The organism is Frankia sp. CeD, assembly GCF_000732115.1.
In the GTDB taxonomy this organism is placed as follows: domain Bacteria; phylum Actinomycetota; class Actinomycetes; order Frankiales; family Frankiaceae; genus Frankia; species Frankia casuarinae.
This window is the reverse complement of sequence record NZ_JPGU01000092.1, coordinates 1-3323: the sequence shown is the minus strand read 5'-3', so window position 1 is coordinate 3323 and position 3323 is coordinate 1. Positions and strand designations below refer to the sequence as shown.

Annotated in this window: 3 protein-coding genes; 1 reads left to right on the top strand and 2 read right to left on the bottom strand. The window is 66.8% G+C overall.

The window, feature by feature from the left end:
* Positions 1-146: 146 nt before the first annotated feature.
* Positions 147-1820, top strand: coding sequence for an ISAzo13 family transposase (locus CED_RS20955; RefSeq protein WP_023842218.1), 1674 nt, complete (start codon positions 147-149; stop codon positions 1818-1820).
* 284 nt (positions 1821-2104) lie between these two features.
* Here the strand turns inward: CED_RS20955 and CED_RS20950 are convergent, their stop codons facing one another.
* Both CED_RS20950 and CED_RS25675 read right to left on the bottom strand, forming a co-directional pair.
* Positions 2105-2605: a transposase gene (locus CED_RS20950; protein WP_200875454.1), complete on the bottom strand. Its 501-nt coding sequence runs from the start codon at positions 2603-2605 to the stop codon at positions 2105-2107.
* Positions 2606-2617: 12 nt separating this feature from the next.
* Positions 2618-3163: a Gfo/Idh/MocA family oxidoreductase gene (locus CED_RS25675; RefSeq protein ID WP_255361140.1), complete on the bottom strand. Its 546-nt coding sequence runs from the start codon at positions 3161-3163 to the stop codon at positions 2618-2620.
* Positions 3164-3323 lie beyond the last annotated feature (160 nt).

Here is a 3323-nt window from a genome sequence, read left to right as displayed (position 1 = left end):
TGGCGCTGGAACTCAGATGATAGATCGAGAACCACATTCGCCCAGGTCAAGGTCATGATCAGAAAAGAGGTGGACCTGGTGCACCACAATAAGAGTCTGCCGGAAAATAACCCGTAGGTTCCGAGGATGCAGCATGATCCTCTGCTATGGGCGGGTTTGCGGTCACTCGGGAGCTGCTGGCGGCGAAGTTCGAGGTGATCTTTCCGCATCTCGATGAGCGGCAGCGGCGGCTGCTGATGGCCGCGGAGGCGCGGGCGTTTGGACACGGCGGGATCCGGCTGGTGGCTGCCGCCGCGGGCGTCCGGGAGGCCACCGTGTCGGCGGGCGTCGACGAGTTGGACGCGGGTGGCGAGCCGCTGGGCCGGGTGCGGCGGCCAGGCGGCGGGCGTAAGCGCGCCGCCGATCTCGATCCGGGACTACGCCTGGCGCTGTTGGCCCTGGTCGAGCGCGACGAGCGGGGTGACCCGATGTCGCCGCTGCGGTGGACGACGAAGTCGACCCGGGTGCTGGCCGCAGAGTTGACCCGTCAGGGCCACCGGGTCGGCCCTGACACCGTCGCCGACCTGCTGCGTGCCGAGAAGTTCAGCCTGCAGAGCAACGCCAAGACGCTCGAGGGTCAGCGCCACCCGGACCGCGACGGCCAGTTCCGGTACATCGCCGAACAGGCCGGCGCCCACCATGCCAGCGGCGACCCGGTGATCAGCGTGGACACCAAGAAGAAGGAGAACGTCGGAACGTTCCGCAACGGCGGCCGCGAGTGGCGCCCCGAAGGCGAGCCTGCCGAGGTGTCCACCCACGACTTCCCCGACGCCGCGCTCGGCAAGGCCATCCCCTACGGGATCTACGACCTGGCGGCCAACGCCGGCTGGGTGAACGTCGGCACCGACCACGACACCGCCGCGTTCGCCGTCGAGTCGATCCGCCGCTGGTGGACCACGGCCGGCCAGGCCACCTACCCGAACGCCAGCCGACTGCTGATCACCGCGGACGCCGGCGGCTCCAACGGCTACCGCACCCGTGCGTGGAAATCCGAACTCGCCGCGTTCGCGCTGCGGACCGGGCTCGCGATCACCGTCTGCCACTTCCCGCCCGGAACGTCGAAATGGAACAAAATCGAACACCGGCTGTTCTCGCACATCACGCTGCACTGGCGCGGCAGGCCGCTGACCAGCCACGAGGTCATCGTCAACACCATCGCCGCGACCACCACCCGCACCGGGCTGACCGTGACCGCCACCCTCGATCCCGGCACCTACCCCGACGGAATCAAAATCAGCGACGAGCGGATGACCTCACTGCCGATCGACCGCCACGACTGGCACGGCGACTGGAACTACACGCTGCGTCCCGAACCGCCCGCTCCACCGCCCCCACCGCCGCCGCCGGCGCGCGAGCCCGCGCACCCCGAGTGGGCGCACCCCGCGCTGACCGGCCTCGATACCGCCACCTGGAAGCAGCTGATCTCCACGCTGGCCGCGCCCCACCGCGTCCAACGCGAGGTGGCCCTGCACATCGCCCGAGGCGGCCCCCCGACCCGCAAGCCCGGCGCCGGCCACCCACCCGCGCTCACCCTCGCCGAACAGATCCTGACCACCGTGCTCCGCCGCCGTTTCGGCACACCCAAACCCGCCCTGGCCACCCTCTTCGGCGTCTCAACCGGCACCATCACCAACGCGGAACGCCAGACAGAGGCGTTACTCGACGAGTACGGCCCCCCGATCCCGCCAGCCCCGACACCGATCAAGACCCTCAGCGAGCTGACCGCTCACGCCGCCGCCCACGGGATCACTCTCACCCCAAAGATCAAACCTGCGCGTTAATAATCTGCAAGCCCTAGATTCGGTGATGACTCAACGTGAATAGCAGCCCGACGCCCGTTTCGCCCCGCATCACGAGGCTTGNGCGTCTCGCGCCGCAGATCGCCGGGCTTCGTGCCGACGCCGAGCTGCCCGATTAGACGGCCGACCGACGCCCACCCACCGGCACTAACGCACGGTCACCACCGAATGTGCACCAGAGCCGTTACCTGGACAGACCCGTGGCCACGTCGACGGCGTGCAGATATCGGGCTCTTCCCAGTTCGCCGGAATCTGTGGTCGACTGATCACGGCATCTGCGGCGGGGNGATGACGGTATGTAGCCAGGTGGGGCGGGNTGCGTGGGNAGCGTAGTAGCGGGCGCGGAGCTGCTGGTTGGTGACGTTGCGCAGGCCGAACGCGATCCGGTAGACGAGCTTGACGAGCCGGTTGATGCCCTCGGTGGCCGCGTTGGACAGGGAGTAGAGGACTGCGTTGGCGATCTCAACACGCCACGTGGAGATCGTCTCGGCGAGAGTGACGATTTCAGGGATGGTCTCACCGGTGGTGGCGCAATAGGTGAAGAACCTGGTCAAGGCGTGCGAGACGTCGTAGCGGGTGATCGGGCGGCCGGAGCGGTGCGCGGCGAGCGCAAGCACGTCGCGCAGGAGTTCCTTGGCGCGCCAGGCGGCGGCGAGTTGGCGGCTGCGGCAGGGNCGAGTAGCCGGGNGGGGNTTCGCCTCCCGGCTACTCGACCCTGGCATCCCAGCATGGTCGCCGCACGTGGGCACGCCACGCTGACCGGTCACCTCATTTTCCCTCTAGTCGTCTAGACGCTGCCGCTTGCCGCTGCGGGCGGCACGTTCGATCGTGTCCAGAAGCCGGTGGACCTGCCAACCATTCTTAAAGCTGGGTTCCACTTCGACCCCGGTATGGATCGCCTCGGCGAGGTCATGGTAGACCCGACGCACATTGTGCACCGCTATCGGTATGTTCGGAGACCCCGCAGGGTACTCCGGCGGGAGCTCGATCCGTCTCATCTGCCCGTGTGACTGACTCCCATACACGATGAACTGCGGGCCAACCAATGAGTCACCATCCGCAACCATCAGTAGCCGCCCGGCCGTCCCGTGTACCTCGAAGCGATAACCCGAGCCCATCGGACTGCCGGTTGTAATGTGCACGGAAGCCACGCCACCCGAGCGCAGGGTCCCGGTAACCAGGATCTGGTCCGGCGTTGTGATCGGTTTCCGCTCCCCCGAGTCCGCTATGACGGCGACCGGCAGGCGGGTTGCGAGAGTTGCGGACACCTCGCAAAAGTCTCCGATGATCTGACGGAAGAGATCAAGCCCGTGACCACCTACCACGACGAGGCGGCTGAGGTTGGCCGTCCCAACCAGTGCTGCCTGACTCTTCGGCCAGGTACGTGGCGTAGATAGCGAAGTTATTCAGAAACTCTCTTGATTCTCTCGAAGCTCAGTATTCGCTCGGATTGCTGTTCGTTGATTTTCTGGAGGCCGACGGCTG